The following is a 16,350-nucleotide window of genomic DNA, read 5'->3' on the forward strand; positions in this document are numbered from 1 at the left end:
ATTTCCCCCTTTATTCTGGAACTATCAACAGTATACGAAGGGAGAACATCCATGACTTACATATTACGCACACATCAGCTGACCAAAGCCCTGAAGGGCAATGAAATTGTAGCAGGGGTCAGTATGAATGTCCGAAGAGGAGAAATCTATGGCTTTCTCGGTCCCAATGGAGCGGGCAAAACAACGATGATGAAAATGATTACGAACCTGCTCAAGCCGACATCAGGTGAGATTGAATTGTTCGGTGAAAAATTAACGCCAAAATCGTACCATCTGCTCGGACGGATGGGTTCGATTATTGAATACCCGATTTTTTATGACAGGCTGACGGCCCAGCAAAATCTGGAGCTGCATTGTGAATACATGGGTTATTATAACAAGCAGGCTGTTCAGGATGCACTGGAGCTGGTGAACTTGCGAAACGCGGGTGACAAACCGGTAAAGCACTTTTCATTAGGGATGAAGCAGCGTCTCGGGATTGCCCGAGCCATTGCAACCAAACCGGAACTGCTGATACTGGATGAACCGATTAATGGTCTGGACCCGGTGGGAATTAAGGAAATTCGTCAGTTATTCCACATGCTGTGCAAGGAATACGGGATGACCCTGCTCGTATCCAGTCATATTTTAGCGGAAATTGAGCAGATTGCGGATACGGTGGGCGTGATTAATCACGGGCGGCTGATTGAGGAAGTGTCGATGGAACAGGTGCGGGAAGCTAATACCGAATACATCGAATTTATGACCAACGATTGCAAAAAGGCAGTCTACGTCCTCTCCCATCATCTGAATCTGCATAACATTCGGGTACTGAGCGAGCAAAGTGTACGTATTTACGATACAAGTGTATCGCAAAAGCAAATTACGAAAACTCTCATTATAAATGATGTAGAGGTGGATTCCATTCATCAGAAAAACAGTACGCTGGAAGACTACTTTTTGCGTCTGCTAAATGGAGGTGATCTCCATGCTTAAATTAATGCAGCTGGAGCTAAAAAAATTTCATCTGGCAGGATATATCCGTTCAGCCCTGATCGCCAATGTCTGCATTCTTGGGTTTATCTGCCTCATTGCGCTCGACAGCCAAAGTGAAGGAGTACCCGAATTTGTACAGTACACTCAGATTCTGGATCTCATGGACAGTTTGGTCAGGGCCACTTTTATCGTGTTTGCCTCTGTTCTGCTGTGCCGCTTTATTGTAGGCGAATTTAAGACCAAATCAATTACCATCTTGTTCATGTATCCGATTCACCGCAAAAAGCTGATGACTGCCAAACTCCTGGTCGTGTTACTGTTTACATTCCTGTCCATAATTGTATCGGAAATTGTCCTTACGGCTGTCATTCATCTGCTTAACCAGTTTGTCGTTATTGTACCAGATCAACTTACGCTTGCCGTACTGGGCCAGCAATCAGCACGGACACTGATGAATGCCGTTGCCGCCAGCTTTATGGGACTGGTTCCGCTGTATATGGGAATGCGAAAATATTCTGTTCCCACAACCATTGTAACCTCCATCCTGATTGTGGCATTGCTTTTCTCCGATAATAACGGCTTTATGCTTAGCTCTATTGCGCCTGTGCAAATCGGATTTTCTGTGCTGGGAATGCTTGTGGCTTATGCAGCAATCCGCCGTATTGAGTATAAGGACATTACTTCGTAAAGTGTAATGATATAAAACGTTTTCGAAAAATAGATGAAAACCTTTGTTAGAAGTACACATTTTTTTCACTGGACTCCATTCCAAAACAGGTATATCCTATAGGAGAAATTAAAAAACGGAATAAGGATCTTCGGGGTAGGGTGTGATTCCCAACCGGCGGTATGGCTCATGGAGCTAAGCCCGCGACTCTGTATCCGGCAACAGGATACGGACTGATTTGGTGAGAGGCCAAAGCCGACGGTATAGTCCGGATGGAAGAAGATCGAAGCATGAACATGCCGTAAAGTAAATGAGTGCTGCATATTGGGTTTTGCAGCAGCTTTATTTAACTTGCTTTAAGCGGCAAGTTTATTTGATCAACCCCCGTCTTGCATGGCTTTCGCCATGGACGGGGGTTTTTGTGCCACCGGTCCTGTATTCACAAGGAGCAAACAAGTATGAGTCAATCGTCAACAGTATTAACTTCCAAAGGTTTTGAGCGCAGCTCCCACATAAAAAGCGGTTTTTGGCTAGTCGCGATTGGAGCGGCCTTGTGGGGGGCTGACCCGCTGTTTCGCATTATTTTATTAAAATCATTCACTTCAGCACAAATTGTACTGATCGAGCACATACTCCTTTTTATTGCTTTGGCACCGATTCTGTGGAAGCATCGTGAGGAGCTTAAAGCAATACGGATTCGTCAAACTGCTGCTATTTTGTTCGTCTCTTGGGGTGGCTCAGCTTTGGCAAGCGTAATTTTCACCATGGCACTCAGCAACGGTGATCTGAATGCCGTTCTTTTACTCCAAAAGCTGCAACCGCTGGTCGCTATTATTCTGGCGCGTATTATTTTGAAGGAAATGCTGCCGCGTCATTTTGGAATTCTCATTGTTATCGCGTTGTCAGGTACGTATCTTCTTACCTTCGGCTGGTCGCTCCCCTTTGGGCATGTACATGATTTTGTTCATGTCGGCAGTCTGATGGCACTAGGAGCGGCGGCTCTATGGGGCGGGTCCACCGTCATGGGAAGCTATTTGCTTCGCTCGATGAAATATGAGACGGTAACCTCCCTGCGCTTCATGGTGGCACTCCCTCTGCTGATTGTCCTCACCTCTGTAGAGCATGCGCCTTGGAATATGCCTGCAGGCATATGGGCAAGTTCGGCCGTGGTTGTCAATCTGTTATTGCAGGCGCTGCTTCCAGGTCTTCTCAGCCTGCTGCTGTATTACAAGGGATTGAGCACAACCAAAGCGTCCTATGCCACAATGGCGGAATTGAGCTTTCCAATGGTCGGTGTCGTGATTAACTGGATTGCCTTTCACCAAATGGTTACAATCGCGCAATTGACTGGCTTTATGCTCATCTGGATTACACTCTTTATCATTTCGCGTCAGCAAAAAAAATAACAAGCTCATATCCTTTTCATATTTCAGGATTTTTGCAAAATCCTCGCTTACGTAAACCAAATCCCAAGCCAAATCGCGATGAATGCTTATGCATCTCCGATTTGGTTTTTTATGTATAAATATTAAAAAAATATGGTTCTTTAGAACTATTTTAAAAAAAGACGTCTAAACCATCCAGCTATTCCTCGTTTTCCATAAATTACATCTATAAAGTCTACTGCCTTTTGTCGAATAAAACAATGTAGTAATCATCAGACACAGAGGAGTAACAACTATGACTAAACCAAAACAAACAGTTCCGTGGTGGACCAGGTTTCTCAGACAGTTTTATTTAATGAGAACAAGATTGATTGTAGCTTTTTTGGCTGTCTTATTGATTCCAAGCGCGCTTATTGGATACTTTTCTTATCAAAGTGCTACAACGCAACTCAGTCAGCAAATGCGCGGTTCTGTGTACACGAATCTGTATCTGATTCGAAGCAATGTCAACCAATATGTATCACCTATTATGAATGACGTAAACGTGCTAGCCTCTGAAATCAAATCCGATTCCATTGCTTCCAGCGAAGAGGCCCTTCAGAAAAAATTGGATGTCATCGTCAAAGCTCATCCCGAGCTTGATGCCGCGCTCATCGGCAACGCGAAAGGATACTACGTTCGTACGCCGAAAAAAAATGAGTCCGATTATGATCCCAGGGAGAGAAAATGGTACAAAAACGCGATGCTGCAAAAGGGCAAAGTATTCGTCGGTGTTCCAGTTGTCAGCGTCACGACAGGGAATTTGGTAGTTAATTTATCGAAAACGCTGGAGGACGGTGAAGGAGCTGTTTCATTGGCTTTGAATCTGGACAAGCTGAGTCAAAACCTGAAGTCGGTCAAAATTGGCGAACGCGGGGGACTCTTCATTGTTGATTCTAATCGTAAAATTGTCTCTGGAGCTGGAACGGCCTTTAACAATACTGGCAAAAAGCCGGCAGACATCATTAAGGGACTTCCTGAAGTGACAACAAACGCTGAAAATGATACTCCTTCCATAACACAGATTCAATTTATGAATAAAGACATGCTGGCCTTTACAATCAAGGACCCGCTGACCGGATGGACCATTACCGCACTGTCGGATCTGGAGGATTACAGTGATGCAGCCCAACCGATCTTGAAGCAAAGCCTGATTGTGATTGGTATATCCATACTGGCCTCTGCCATTATCATCGTGCTCATGATTCGCTCTTTCCTGATTCCGCTGCGCAAGCTGCAAGCAGGAACACGTATCGTCCGTGATGGAGATCTGACCGAACGTGTAAATCTGTCCAGTAAGGATGAGTTCGGCGAACTGGCACAGAATTTTGACCAGATGACACATGCCTTGCATACGATGGTCTCCGAGGTCAATCAAACGTCCTCCCGACTTGCTTCCTCTTCCCTGATGATCAAGGAAAGCACAGAGCAAACAACAGAATCGGTACAGCACGTAGCGGAAACTGTCATGAAATCCGCCGAGAATGCGGCTACCAGCGCCGAGGCATCCGAGCAAACGGCCAATGCTGTCGAAGAAATGGCAAAAGATGTAAGCGGTATTGCCGAGTCGGCCAGTTCTATCGTGGATTCCGCGGGACAAACTGAGCAAGATGTTGCTCAAGGCAGCAAAACGATCAACAATGTGCGGACCCAGATGGATCGCATTTTGGAAGCCGTAAGCCAAACGGCTAGCCTGATGGATGAGCTCTCACAGCTCTCCGATGATGCGAAGCAGATGAACAGTGCTATTGCTGCCATTTCCAAGCAAACGAACTTGTTGTCCCTGAATGCATCCATTGAGGCTTCCAGAGCAGGCGAAGCCGGACGAGGGTTTGCCGTGGTCGCCATAGAAGTACGCAAGTTGTCGGAGCAATCCAAAGCAAGCGCCGATTCTATCAGTCAAATTATTACTCAGATGCTGGATTTAATTCAACGCTCCACCGCTACAATAAACGGCAATGTTCGTAACCAGGTGGGCGAAGGATTGCGCATTAGCCAAGATGCAGAAGGCGCTTTCGCAAATATTGAACGCTCCACATCCCATATCTTGGAGCAGATTCGAAGCGTGTCTGCTGCCGCTGAAGAAATCTCGGCCAGCACGGAAGAGGTTTCGGCTACCGTGACCCATCTGGCGAGCCTATCCCGCAGTTCAGCCGACAGCTCGCAGACAACCTCCGCCGCTGCTCAGGAGCAGATGGCAGCCATGGAGGAGATCGCTTCTTCGTCCCAGGAGCTGTTCAGAATGGCACAGGACTTGCAGGAACTCGTTAAGCGGTTCAAGATTTAACTAAAAGCCTTCGTCCAAATAAAGGGATTGACTCCTGTCACCAACGGGGTCAGTCTCTCATTACGGGCGAGGGCTTTTTATATGGGTTTGATGAAGTTGTTCCTTGCTTATATGCTCATCTGTCCTGTCAACTTGCGGCGCTTGTCCCCCTCCGGGTCGTCCTTCACCATGATCTCCTCATGAAAAATGGTCGTAGCTCGTTTTTCCCTGTCATACGCTGGCCACTCCCTTTCAGAGAGTACAGGCTTTCCTGTACTCGCAAAAGCCGACCATGCCTGCTGCATATCATGAGCGAGCGCCCGCATCGACGGCTGAATATCTAATCCGAGCTTGCGCAGCGGTTCCAGATTATCGAAAACAAACGCAATTTCTGCGCCATGAACCGCTTCTTTAAAAGTAGGATGCCCCGGCAGGGTCCAGTCAAAACGATACATCCATACCGGCGCATACTCCGACTGTGCAGCCGCAAGAGCCAAGGCAGAGCGCCAGAAGTACAGGTCGGTCATCATTTGCGCCTGCCCCTCAATCGTTACGGGAAAAGGCTCGATCAACTCGGCGAAATCTGACATGCCTGTCATCATTTCCAAGGCGAGGCAAGCGGTCTTTCTATTCATAAGATGGGACTCTTTGCGGATGAAATAGGCCCCTTCATGCAAGTTGGTTCCTATCAGAACACGTACCTGCTTCGCTGATCCTCGTGCAATCGCAGTCAGAGGCACATGAGGCAAAGTCACACCGTCTACCACGGGCTGATACAGCATCGCCATACCTGTTCCAATCGCTTCATGCGTCTTCGCCATCGCGAGCATCAAAGCTTCTGTCGGCAACGTGAACAACCGCTCAGGATGCCGAGCGTCCACTCCTAGCCGCTGCAGATACACAGCTGCTACTTGTTCGGCCTGCGGAGTCGGCAGCACCTGTGAAGCACCGCTCTGTAAGATCGCGCGCTGGAACAAGCCTTTAGCGGCCGGCATTGCCAACAAAGCGGCAATACTCATCGCGCCCGCCGATTCGCCAAACACCGTGACCTCGTCCGGATTGCCGCCAAACGCGGCGATATGGTCCCTGACCCATTCCAGGGCAGCAATTTGATCCAGCAGCCCTGCATTGGAGGCCAAACCGTCTCCCCGCGGAGTCAGATGCAAAAATCCCAACGGTCCCAGTCGATAATTGATCGTAACGACGACAACGTCACCCTTATTTGCCATTCGTGCCCCGTCATATAATGGAATGATGCCAGACCCGGTGACAAAGGCTCCACCGTGAATCCACACCATGACCGGCCGTCCCTCACCAGGAACTTCTGAAGCAGGTGTCCACACGTTCAGGTACAAGCAATCCTCCGACTGCTTAGGCGGTTCTATCAGGTTCCCGGTCATGCTGTCTGCTGATGGCATCGGTTGCGGACAGATCGGGCCAAAGCTTGTCGCAGCCCGCACGCCTTCCCAAGGCTCCAACGGCCGTGGTGCGCGAAAACGTAGTTCTCCAACAGGAGGCTGCGCATACGGAATCCCTTTCCATACACAATATCCATCCCTCGCTTCCCCGCGCAACTGGCCCAGACGGGTATGTACTGTAATACTCTTCATCACGACCCCCCCTTTATCTCGTATGTTCAACACAGCGGTGTAATATCAATCCTTACATATTTCTATTATACCGTGTGCATAGGAGCAAACCAAAAATCAAGCAGAAGCACCCCAGCCTGTATGAGCTGAAACACCAAAAATACCGGAGACGCTTTTTGGCGCTCCGGTTATGTGCAGACAAGATCGGGATATCGACGATTAATCCTGAATTTCTTCCTTCGGAATCAGCTTGTAGATTTCTTCACTCTCCATAGTGTCAATCAATCGGTCTAACCACTTGTAATAGGCTACAGCCTGCTTCATTTTCAGACGGTCTTGCTGAAGAACCGCCTTAAATTCATCATGTTCTCCATCCTGCTTCATCAACCTGTCCAGCTCGTCAATGGCTTTGCGCAGCACTAGCAAATTCGTTTCGACCGCTTTTCTCCATTTAATAGCAAAGAAATCAGTGAACGTTTGATGCCAGTCATATTCGACTTCATACAAGTCCTTGCGCGAACCCTTGCTCCATACCTTGTTCACCATTTTCAGGTCCAATAGCGTCCGGACGCCCGTGCTCATGCTCGTTTTGCTCATTTCCATTTCACGGCCCATCTCGTCCAGCGTCATTGGTTTATCTGCAAAAAAAAGCAAACCGTACAAATGCCCCGCAGACAGAGTGATTCCGTACAAGTCCATATTTTTACCTATTGCTTCTATGACACGTTTGCGAATTTTTTGCAGCGAAGCCAGCTGCTCATCACCTAACTGGTACAAGCTCATGCTTGCAACCTCCTAATTTTAGAGCATTTTGCACAACTAAGTATGAACGAATTCCCTGTTACGATCAGCTTTCACTCAATATATGAAAACTTCCATTAGAAATGAAATGTCTCAAATGCAAAGCTTTAAGTATATTTCAACAGCATGGTCGTTCAAAATCACAATTCGCAAAATTGCTAATGATAGTAAAATTTTAGAGTTTTGGATATACATAAATCTTTTACTCATGGTTATATTTCATTGTCTATTTTAAAAAAAGCCCTATCCATTGTAAAGTTCCGAATGTTTGAGCATTCTAGAGCATAGGTGAGCATATCAAAGAAAATTCTGTACAGTTTTTTCTGTACGTACTTTACGAACAGTTTTTTTATTTGAAAAGTAAACAGCACCTCTGTTACAATTATTTTTGTCATTAACCGTTCAGGATGCTCAGCATTATGATTTTTTATACTCTATCCTTCATGCAACATGGGGTTAATACCAAGCAAAGTATAGAAAGAAGGGGTGTATGTATGACGATTTTGGAAGTCAAAAGTGTCAGCAAGCTCTTTGGTCCTCATGCCGAGCAAGGTGTTCCGCTCCTGGAGCAAGGCTGGGACAAAGAAAGGCTGGCCAAGGAAAAGCAAATTACAGTTGGTGTCAATAGAGCCAACATGCAAATTAAGCAAGGTGAAATTTTTGTGATCATGGGTCTATCAGGCAGTGGCAAGTCCACTTTGGTGCGAATGCTAAATCGCTTGATTGAGCCTACCTCTGGGGAAATACTTGTCCACGGCAAAGATCTCCGCAAGATGAACAAAGAACAGCTCCGCGAAGTTCGCCGTAAAACCATCAGCATGGTTTTTCAAAAATTCGCGCTGTTTCCACATCGGACCGTACTGGAAAATGTAGAATACGGTCTTGAAATTCAAAAGGTAGAAAAAGCACAGCGCCAGAAGAAGGCACAACAAGCACTGGAACTAGTTGGACTGAAAAACTGGGGCGATAAAATGCCGGATGAGCTGAGCGGCGGTATGCAGCAGCGGGTCGGTCTGGCACGAGCGCTGGCTAACGATCCTGAAGTACTCCTGATGGATGAGGCGTTCAGCGCACTGGACCCCCTCATTCGCCGCGACATGCAAGATGAACTGCTGGAGCTTCAGGATAAAATGAAGAAAACGATTGTGTTTATCACCCATGATCTGGATGAAGCGCTGCGGATCGGCGACCGGATTGCATTGATGCGGGACGGGGCCGTTGTACAAATCGGCACACCTGAAGAAATTATGATCCAACCGGCTAACTCCTATGTAGCACGTTTCGTCGAAGATGTGGATCTATCCAAGGTATTGACGGCTGCCCATGTCATGCTGCGACCGGAAACCATTACACTCGATCGCGGTCCACGCGTTGCGCTGGAATTGATGCGGGAGCGCGGGATTTCCAATCTGTTTGTCATTGATCGTGGCAAAAAGCTGCTGGGGGTTATTAGCGCCGAGGATGCCGTTCATGCACTCCGCAACAACTTGAAAATTGAAGATATATTGATTACTGACGGACCGCAGGTTGCTGCCGATACCGTCATTAACGATTTGTTTGAAATTACAAGCTCGTCCAAGGTGCCGCTGGCTGTCGTCGATGACAAGCAGAAGCTGCTGGGAGTTATCGTTCGTGGAGCTTTGCTGGGTGCACTTGGTGGAGATGTAACTACTACGAAGGAGGTGAATGCCCATGATACCGAAGCTGCCAATCGCTGAGTGGATTCAATCCATTGTAGACTGGATGGGTATTCATCTGGCAGGACTTTTTAATATTATTTCTTCCGTTATTGAAGCGGTCGTCGGCTTTTTCTCCGGTCTGTTCATGCTCCCGCACCCTCTGGTGTTCATCGTGATCATCGGGATTATCGCCTTTATGATCGGCCGGATTCAGCTTACGCTGTTTACCGTTATCGGCTTTCTGCTGATCGACAACCTGGGCTACTGGAACGAAACGATGAATACACTCGGGCTTGTTATTACATCTGCACTCATATCCATTATTATCGGGATTCCAATCGGAATCTGGTGCGCATACAGCAAATCGGCGTCACGCATAATTACGCCTTTGCTTGATTTTATGCAGACGATGCCTGCGTTCGTATACTTACTCCCTGCGGTTACCTTTTTCAGCCTGGGCGTTGTACCCGGAGTTATCGCATCGGTCATCTTTGCCATCCCACCGACTATTCGCATGACGAATCTGGGGATTATGCAGGTGTCGGGTGATCTGATTGAAGCCTCTGATGCATTCGGTTCAACATCAGCGCAAAAGTTGTTCAAAGTACAGCTCCCGCTGGCATTGCCTACCCTAATGGCTGGTATTAACCAGACGATTATGCTGTCGCTGTCTATGGTTGTTATTGCTTCCATGATCGGTGCGGAAGGGATCGGTGCTGTTGTGTACCGTGCTGTGACACAGCTGCAAATCGGTAAAGGATTTGAAGCCGGCTTGGCTGTTGTCGTTCTGGCTATTGTGCTTGACCGTTTTACGCAAAATTTGATCAAACCAGCCAAAAGAAACAAAAGCCGTGTATCCGGCAAACCAAAAGTATGGATTGCCTCGGCAGCTACAGTCGTCATTCTAATCGCGGGCGCATCTCAATATTTTGTTGGAGCCGATCATTCCGCACCCGGCAAAGGTAACGGAGCTATCAATCCGGTTGGCGAAGAGGTCGATTACAAAATTATCGGCATTGATGCCGGAGCAGGGATTATGAAATCGACGGCCAAAGCGATAAATGACTACAATTTGTCCGATTGGAAGCTGGTCGAGGGTTCCGGTGCTGCCATGACAGCAACGCTGAACAAAGCGATTAAAGCGAAAAAACCGATCATTGTTACAGGCTGGACTCCTCACTGGATGTTTAACAAATATGATCTCAAATATTTGGAAGACCCCAAAAAATCGTATGGCGAAGCCGAAGCCATTCATACGATTGCCCGTAAAGGGCTGCAAAAGGATGCTCCTGTCGCTTACGAATTCCTAAAACGGTTCAAATGGACTCCGGAAGAAATGGGCGAAATCATGATCGCCATTCAAGCCGGAACCAGTCCTGAACAAGCCGCCAAGGATTGGGCAGAGAAGCATGCCGATAAGGTTCAGGAATGGACACAGGGACTGCAGCCTGTTCATGGAGACACCTTCAAGCTGAGTTATGTGGCTTGGGATTCGGAAATTGCTAGCACGAATTTGCTGAAATATATTTTGGAAAACAAGCTGGGCTACAAGGTAACCGCCCTGCAGGTTGAAGCGGGGCCGATGTGGACAGGTGTAGCCAGCGGTGATGTAGATGCCTCACCGGCTGCATGGCTGCCTTTGACCCATGCGGACTATTGGGAAAAATATAAAGATAAGCTCGACGATGTGGGTGCTAATATGACAGGTGTTAAAACAGGATTGGTCGTTCCGGCTTATATGAACATTAAATCAATTGCTGATTTGCAGGATAAAGGAGCCGCTTCGGCTCCAGCTTCCGCAGCTGCCGGGGATTTCGGCAAGTAGACCGGTTACAGTTAAAAACACAAGAAACGCGTTTCAGGCACTTATATACTAAAAGGCAGATCAGGAGTAGCACCTGATCTGCCTTTTCTATATTTAGAGTTACTTTCAGCCCTTGAGCGTGACTTCTTTTTGAGACGGCAAATCAGCATGCTGGCCTGCCGTTGCCTGCTGTCTAAAGAATAGCGGATAAATAGCGAAAGACACCAGCAGGCTCACACAACCAATGACGCCCAGAGCAATCGTATCTTTGAAAACAAATGTAATATCCAGTCCTTTTAGTGTAATATTGCGTACAGCATCGAGATAATACGTCAGCGGCAATATTTCGGCAATTCCTCGCAAAAAGCCTGGCATGGCTTCCAGCGGCCACGTATAGCCTGATAACATAAAGGAAGGAACCGCAATCAGCATCAGGGTTTGCGTGGCATCCACTCTTGACTTGGAAAAAAGACTGAATAGAAAACCTAAACCGCACAATGCAAAGTTAAAGGCCAGTGATACCAAAATCAGCGGAAGAATCTCCCCCCTGAATGGAATATCAAAGTATAGCGCGCTGATACTGAATACAGTCAGCACATTGAAGGCTCCTGCCGCATAATACGGTGCCAGCTTGGCAATAGCCAGGCGCCACGGGGTGTTTTTCCATGTACCAAATCTCCCCCACGTTCCTGTCTCCTTATCCCGTGTGCAGGATAAAGCAATACCGAGCAGCAAGCACTGCTGAAGAGCTGCCGAAATAACCCCTAACGGCATAAAAAGCTTATAATCATAGACCGGATTAAATAGCACTCTGGAGCGGAACGGAATGGTGCTCAAGGCCGAGGCGGCTTGATCCACGTTCATTCCCTTTTGCTTCATTGAATTGATAGATACCCCGGCGCTCACACTGCTGATGACCTGATTCGCAATCCGGCTGGCGCTATTGGAGTACATCATGTTGCTTCCATCAATCAGGGTCAGCACTGGCGGGTTCTCCCCGTGCTTAAGCCGGGTGGTGAAATTATCGGGAATGACAATCCCGACCTTCGCTTCCCCCGTCTCCACCTGACGGACAACATCTTCCTGATTGGTTACTTGCCTGGTAACGGCAAAGGAGTCCGTCGCATCGAACGCCTGAATGATTTGGCGGCTGAGCTGCGAATTATCTCCGTCATACACCGTGACAGGCATCTCGGTAATCCGCTGATGTGAATACAAGAAGCCGAACAGTATCGTATACATAATCGGCGTAATCAGCAGAATAGCCATAAAGCGGCGATCCCGGAAGATGCTCAGCCATTCCTCGCGAAATACATCGCGGATACGAAGTCTTTCCTGTAGATCCTGCATATTACCTACGCCCCTTTGCCTGTTAACAGAACCGTAGAGCCCGTTGGAACCGAAGCAGCAAGATCCGGCAAAGCTACCTTCACGCCAAAGGAGCGTACATCTTTGTCACCGGAGCTTTGGCTCGGTTTTTGAATGGCAAAATCGGCAGCCGATTCCAGCAGAATCACTTTCCCCTTCAGCTCCTTGCCGCCCGACAGCAGTTTAATCTGGACGGTATCCCCTGCTTGAAGACCATTCAAAGATGTTTCCGGTACATAAAACTTGGCCCAACGCTGTGTCGAAGTTTCAATGGTATAGACCGGGAAACCTGCACTAGCCATTTCCCCCAGGCCAAGCGATTTGGATTTCACGATTCCATCCTCGGGCGCTAGCAGCGTAGTGTAGCTCAGGTAGGTTTGAGCTTCCTGGAGTGCAGCTTCCGCTTGGGCTACCTGTGCATTGGCACCTGCCACCGCAGCTTGTGCCTGCTCCACCGTGGATTGCGCCGCCTTCACAGCGGATTGTGCTTGCTCTACCGAAGCCTGGGCGGCTTTGACATCTTCTTGCTGCAAAGCGACTTTGCCCGCTCCTGCCTGCGCTTCTTTCACCGCAGCCAAGGCTTGGCGGTATTGAGCTTCAGCCGCCGTAATTTCCTCCTTGCGGCTTCCCTCGCGCACCAGATTCAGTTGCTGGGATGCCGAGTTGTACTTGGCTTCAGCCTGTTGATGATCCAGTGTCGCTTGATCCAATGACGCCTGGGTTGCTGCTCCTGCTGCCTGAAGCTTTTTGGCTCGCTCCAGATTTTTGACGGTTAGATCCAGCGTCTCCTTGGCCGCCTTCACAGCCACTTGTGCCTGCTCCAGCTCCTGCGGTCTTGCACCGCTCTTGAGGGCATCCAGCTTCGCCTTGGCGGCGCTCGCAGCCGCCTTCGCCTGTTCAATCTGGCTGGAGGAAGCCTCTGCAGTCACGCTGACCGCTGTCGTGCCCTGGCTCTTCTTGGCCTGAGCGGCGCTCACAGTAGCCTGTGCCTGGCCTACTCCCGCTTGAGCCTGCAATACGCCGGCTTTCGCTTTGGACACATTGCTCTTGGCTGCCTGCAATGCGGCCTGTGCTTGTTTCACCTTATCTTCTAGCTCACGGCTTTCCAATCGGGCTATTGTCTGCCCCTTTTTGACCTTGTCTCCCTCTTTTACGAGCATCTGGTCAATCCGTCCTGCCATTTTAAAGCTGGCATTGAGCGTATCCGATTCTACGTAAGCGGTAGGAATAGTGGAGGATTCATCCGCAGATAAGCTGCTGCTCCCGCGTGGGAAAGCGGTCAAAGCATAAATTCCTACAGCGATTAAAACAATAAGTACGACGTAAATCGTATATTTTTTAGCTTTCATGTTCTCATCACTCCATCTGTCAATTAATGATAAATGCCTAGTGCATTACATACAAATAATTCAATGCTTTCACGGACTTCCTGCAGATTCATCGTTTCGCCCCATACCATCGAACGCATCGGAGTAAAAATGTAAATACCGAACAGGCAATTTGCCGTCGTTTTTGCATCCAGCTTGCTCGAAATTTTCCCGTAGAACTTGCCGGATTCAATCTCTTCCTCCATAAAATCAAAATAGTCAGCCAGCACCTGCCTGATATTAAAATGCTGCTCTTGCGACACCCAGCCTTTGCTGACCAGTAGACGACAAAAGTCCGGCTCTCTCCCGATAAATTCAATATGTACCTGGATCAGCTTGCGAATCCTCAGCTCTACCTGATCCTTGGGCGTTTGAGCCATTGCTTCATGGATATCCTGGACAAAACGTTCCATCCCCATCTTCAGAATGTAGATGTACAGTTCTTGCTTGTTTTTAAAATTATAGTACAGGGTTCCTTTGGCAATACCGCATACCTTAGCGATCTCCTCCATATTCGTTTCATTAAAGCCTCGTTCGGAAAAAGCCTTGAGTGCACCGTAAAAAATAATATCCTTCGTCTGTTGTTTCATGCTTCCTCCTTTTTTTTGAACTGACCGTCCAGTACAAAAATTATGTATTTATTATAAGCCCGTTTTTTGTTATCCAGCAATAGGAAAAATGAAAAAAAAATCATTTTAGACATTTCGTCTAAACAGTCATTCTAAAAAAAACAATGCAAAAAACGGATTAAATCAGTGAGGGGGTCATTCATTCAATCGGTTATTGAAGCCGAGATTCATCCAAATGGTCATAATGGCTACGGAAAACAGCGCCCAATCCGGGCTGGTCAGCCATGGAACGGGATTGATATGCATCAGGGAAAGCACATAGTTGAACATCCCGAGGGTCGGATGAAAAAGAAACTTCCATATGACTGCAGATGAACCGACCGATAGCACCATCGGTAGTGAAAAGGCAAACTGGAAAATACGCATTCCGCGTAATTTGAGATGTATGAGGGCAGCCAGCACACTGACGAAGCAGTCTGCATACGATGGATCATTACATGGTATGGAGGTTAGAGGCGAATGTCCTATAGTACCGTTAGCCCACAAACGTTATATAAAGCCAAACCGGAATTCCAGACAAAGCTAGTCAAGGCTCGCCAGTATCTGCATCAAAGGCTCAAGCCACATCTCAATCAAACCGTCCGGGTCCAAACGATGGATCATCAGGTGTATGAAGGAACGATCGTTCACATGGACGCCGATCATCTGTATATAAAAGTTCCTCAGCCGTATCATCCGCCTTCCCCAGCTAATCCGACCCTTTATCGATCCTCTGTCTGCAACAATGTCATTCTGCCGCTGGTGCTATTCACGCTGCTGGTGGTGATACTGCTGAGCTGACGCATGGCACATTCAAACAAGGATAGATATGTAAAAGAAATCTGCAAGCAGATAATTTCGCAAACGAAGAATGGTATGCACTCCTTCTTGGCAAGCTAATGTGAGAAAACGTCAGATCGGAGAAGATGCCAGATGAAATATAACCGAATACGGTCTGCAAGTATCGCTGTTTCCTTGTTCTGTGCCAGCTTTTACCTTGCGCCAATAGATACTTTACATGCCTCTCCTGCTCCAACAAAGGGAAGAACCTATTACGAAGAACGAGGGGACATTGTATGGGAGGTTCCTACCGAACGCAAGGTTATTGCCCTCACCTTCGACGACGGACCGGATGAGATCAAAACGCCCGCCATTCTGGATTTGCTCAAGCAATATGACGCCAAAGCAACCTTTTTTGTTGTCGGCAGCCGTGTAGAAAAACTCCCGGATATTGTGAAGCGGGAACGAAAAGAAGGACATGATGTTGGCAACCATACCTTTCATCATCCCTCCTTCCATCGTATTTCCCGTAACAAAGCCCAGTCTGAAGTAGATCTGGGCCAAGCGAGCATCGTTAAAGCCACCGGTTCGGAAACCTATCTCTTTCGTCCGCCGGGTGGTACCTATACAGATTCTCTCGTCAAACTATCCAAAGAAAAAGGGCTTAAAATCATTTTATGGTCATGGCATCAGGACACCCGGGACTGGCGAAGACCCGGTGTAAATCGGATTGCCAATAAGGTAATTCGCAATGCCCGTAACGGTGATATTGTCCTCATGCATGATTATGTATATAAAAGTACACAAACCGTTGAAGCCCTCAAAATTATTTTGCCTGAGCTGAAAAAAAGAGGATTTACTTTTGTCACCGTATCCGAGCTGCTTGCCAAACGCAAGACGCCAGAAGGGCTGATTGAGGTGAACAAATAAAGGATGACGTCATTTCCATTTCCAATCCAAAACTTTCTTATGAAATCATTGGCTACATAAAATGCTTTTCGTACGGAAAATATATTCTTGAG

At 47.6% G+C, this 16,350-nt stretch carries 13 protein-coding genes, 1 pseudogene and 1 riboswitch; of the genes and pseudogenes, 8 read left to right on the forward strand and 6 right to left on the reverse strand.

The features are described from left to right. Positions 1-51: 51 nt before the first annotated feature. The 4 genes from JO375_RS22380 (at position 52) to JO375_RS22395 (ending at position 5,353) form a co-directional block, all read left to right on the forward strand. Entirely contained in the window at positions 52-975 is a 924-nt protein-coding gene (locus JO375_RS22380; protein WP_229526523.1) for an ABC transporter ATP-binding protein, read from the forward strand. Next, positions 968-1,663, forward strand: a complete 696-nt coding sequence (locus JO375_RS22385) for an ABC transporter permease (protein ID WP_229526524.1) — start codon at positions 968-970, stop codon at positions 1,661-1,663. Before JO375_RS22380 ends, JO375_RS22385 begins: the two co-directional genes overlap by 8 nt. A 122-nt stretch (positions 1,664-1,785) precedes the next feature. Then, a riboswitch (FMN riboswitch) is annotated at positions 1,786-1,930 on the forward strand. A gap of 170 nt (positions 1,931-2,100) precedes the next feature. After that, positions 2,101-3,048, forward strand: coding sequence for a DMT family transporter (locus tag JO375_RS22390; RefSeq protein ID WP_229526525.1), 948 nt, complete (start codon positions 2,101-2,103; stop codon positions 3,046-3,048). A gap of 274 nt (positions 3,049-3,322) precedes the next feature. Continuing rightward, entirely contained in the window at positions 3,323-5,353 is a 2,031-nt protein-coding gene (locus tag JO375_RS22395; RefSeq protein ID WP_229526526.1) for a methyl-accepting chemotaxis protein, read from the forward strand. A gap of 107 nt (positions 5,354-5,460) precedes the next feature. Here the strand turns inward: JO375_RS22395 and JO375_RS22400 are convergent, their stop codons facing one another. Together JO375_RS22400 and JO375_RS22405 are read right to left on the reverse strand one after the other, a co-directional pair. Continuing rightward, positions 5,461-6,942, reverse strand: a complete 1,482-nt coding sequence (locus tag JO375_RS22400) for a carboxylesterase/lipase family protein (protein ID WP_229526527.1) — start codon at positions 6,940-6,942, stop codon at positions 5,461-5,463. A gap of 198 nt (positions 6,943-7,140) precedes the next feature. Then, complete coding sequence (locus JO375_RS22405; RefSeq protein ID WP_229526528.1) at positions 7,141-7,704, reverse strand: GbsR/MarR family transcriptional regulator; 564 nt, start codon at positions 7,702-7,704, stop codon at positions 7,141-7,143. A gap of 512 nt (positions 7,705-8,216) precedes the next feature. Here JO375_RS22405 and JO375_RS22410 point away from each other — a divergent pair. Together JO375_RS22410 and JO375_RS22415 are read left to right on the forward strand one after the other, a co-directional pair. Then, positions 8,217-9,440, forward strand: coding sequence for a quaternary amine ABC transporter ATP-binding protein (locus JO375_RS22410; RefSeq protein ID WP_229526529.1), 1,224 nt, complete (start codon positions 8,217-8,219; stop codon positions 9,438-9,440). Beyond that, positions 9,415-11,226 (forward strand): glycine betaine ABC transporter substrate-binding protein, encoded by a 1,812-nt coding sequence (locus tag JO375_RS22415; protein WP_229526530.1) that lies wholly within the window; start codon positions 9,415-9,417, stop codon positions 11,224-11,226. Before JO375_RS22410 ends, JO375_RS22415 begins: the two co-directional genes overlap by 26 nt. Before the next feature lie 105 nt (positions 11,227-11,331). Here JO375_RS22415 and JO375_RS22420 read toward each other — a convergent pair whose 3' ends face one another. From JO375_RS22420 to JO375_RS22435, 4 genes and pseudogenes are all read right to left on the reverse strand, one after another. Beyond that, entirely contained in the window at positions 11,332-12,555 is a 1,224-nt protein-coding gene (locus JO375_RS22420) for an ABC transporter permease (protein ID WP_229526531.1), read from the reverse strand. A 5-nt stretch (positions 12,556-12,560) separates the two neighbouring features. Then, complete coding sequence (locus tag JO375_RS22425; RefSeq protein WP_229526532.1) at positions 12,561-13,922, reverse strand: HlyD family secretion protein; 1,362 nt, start codon at positions 13,920-13,922, stop codon at positions 12,561-12,563. Between the two features lie 23 nt (positions 13,923-13,945). Next, positions 13,946-14,530: a TetR/AcrR family transcriptional regulator gene (locus JO375_RS22430; RefSeq protein WP_229526533.1), complete on the reverse strand. Its 585-nt coding sequence runs from the start codon at positions 14,528-14,530 to the stop codon at positions 13,946-13,948. Between the two features lie 192 nt (positions 14,531-14,722). Next, positions 14,723-14,971: pseudogene (locus tag JO375_RS22435) on the reverse strand (carbohydrate ABC transporter permease); the annotation flags it as partial. Positions 14,972-15,028: 57 nt separating this feature from the next. Between JO375_RS22435 and JO375_RS22440 the strand changes: the two are divergent. Both JO375_RS22440 and JO375_RS22445 read left to right on the forward strand, forming a co-directional pair. Further along, entirely contained in the window at positions 15,029-15,349 is a 321-nt protein-coding gene (locus tag JO375_RS22440; RefSeq protein ID WP_229526534.1) for a hypothetical protein, read from the forward strand. Positions 15,350-15,481: 132 nt separating this feature from the next. Beyond that, positions 15,482-16,258: a polysaccharide deacetylase family protein gene (locus JO375_RS22445; protein ID WP_229526535.1), complete on the forward strand. Its 777-nt coding sequence runs from the start codon at positions 15,482-15,484 to the stop codon at positions 16,256-16,258. Positions 16,259-16,350: the final 92 nt, after the last annotated feature.

Origin of the sequence: Paenibacillus farraposensis (genome assembly GCF_020736845.1) — a bacterium.
In the GTDB taxonomy this organism is placed as follows: domain Bacteria; phylum Bacillota; class Bacilli; order Paenibacillales; family Paenibacillaceae; genus Paenibacillus; species Paenibacillus farraposensis.

What these genes read in the sequence shown, in the direction of transcription:
- JO375_RS22380 (WP_229526523.1), top strand. Translation starts at nt 52, where the DNA reads ATGACTTACATATTACGCACACATCAGCTGACCAAAGCCCTGAAGGGC.
- JO375_RS22425 (WP_229526532.1), bottom strand. Translation starts at nt 13,922, where the DNA reads ATGAAAGCTAAAAAATATACGATTTACGTCGTACTTATTGTTTTAATC.
- JO375_RS22395 (WP_229526526.1), top strand. Translation starts at nt 3,323, where the DNA reads ATGACTAAACCAAAACAAACAGTTCCGTGGTGGACCAGGTTTCTCAGA.
- JO375_RS22385 (WP_229526524.1), top strand. Translation starts at nt 968, where the DNA reads ATGCTTAAATTAATGCAGCTGGAGCTAAAAAAATTTCATCTGGCAGGA.
- JO375_RS22440 (WP_229526534.1), top strand. Translation starts at nt 15,029, where the DNA reads ATGTCCTATAGTACCGTTAGCCCACAAACGTTATATAAAGCCAAACCG.
- JO375_RS22415 (WP_229526530.1), top strand. Translation starts at nt 9,415, where the DNA reads ATGATACCGAAGCTGCCAATCGCTGAGTGGATTCAATCCATTGTAGAC.
- JO375_RS22410 (WP_229526529.1), top strand. Translation starts at nt 8,217, where the DNA reads ATGACGATTTTGGAAGTCAAAAGTGTCAGCAAGCTCTTTGGTCCTCAT.
- JO375_RS22400 (WP_229526527.1), bottom strand. Translation starts at nt 6,942, where the DNA reads ATGAAGAGTATTACAGTACATACCCGTCTGGGCCAGTTGCGCGGGGAA.
- JO375_RS22430 (WP_229526533.1), bottom strand. Translation starts at nt 14,530, where the DNA reads ATGAAACAACAGACGAAGGATATTATTTTTTACGGTGCACTCAAGGCT.
- JO375_RS22420 (WP_229526531.1), bottom strand. Translation starts at nt 12,555, where the DNA reads ATGCAGGATCTACAGGAAAGACTTCGTATCCGCGATGTATTTCGCGAG.
- JO375_RS22445 (WP_229526535.1), top strand. Translation starts at nt 15,482, where the DNA reads ATGAAATATAACCGAATACGGTCTGCAAGTATCGCTGTTTCCTTGTTC.
- JO375_RS22390 (WP_229526525.1), top strand. Translation starts at nt 2,101, where the DNA reads ATGAGTCAATCGTCAACAGTATTAACTTCCAAAGGTTTTGAGCGCAGC.
- JO375_RS22405 (WP_229526528.1), bottom strand. Translation starts at nt 7,704, where the DNA reads ATGAGCTTGTACCAGTTAGGTGATGAGCAGCTGGCTTCGCTGCAAAAA.